This window comes from Micromonospora sp. LOL_023 (genome assembly GCF_048060115.1).
In the GTDB taxonomy this organism is placed as follows: Bacteria; Actinomycetota; Actinomycetes; order Mycobacteriales; family Micromonosporaceae; genus Micromonospora_E.
On record NZ_JBHMIM010000216.1, the window covers coordinates 1 to 324 of the forward strand.

Annotated in this window: 1 protein-coding gene; it reads right to left on the minus strand. The window is 68.8% G+C overall.

The annotated features are described in order from the left end of the window. The coding region (locus ACFHVL_RS31525) for a hypothetical protein (protein ID WP_416632270.1) at positions 1–324 on the minus strand (324 nt) is incomplete at both ends.

A 324-nucleotide genomic window follows, 5' to 3' on the forward strand; every position in this document is an offset into this window, starting at 1 on the left:
GGTGTAGACGTTCTCGTGCTGCTGGCTGCCGTCGGTGAGTTGGGCCAGCCGTCCTTCGGTGTCCCAGTCCAGGGTCTGTGCCGTGGCGGTGGTGCCGGGTCGGGTGATGGTGTTGCCGGCGTCGTCGTAGCTGTAGTTGGCGATGCTGCTGCCGGTCGGCCCGGACGTGGTGACGGAGGTCAGGGCGTGTGGGCGGGCCGCGCCGGCCGCCGGGTAGGTGTAGGTTTTGGTGGTGTCACCGGCGCTGGTGTGCGACACCTCGGTCAGCCGGTTGCCGATGTCGTTGAACGTCCAGGACTGCCAGTAGGGTGCCGGTCCGCCGAG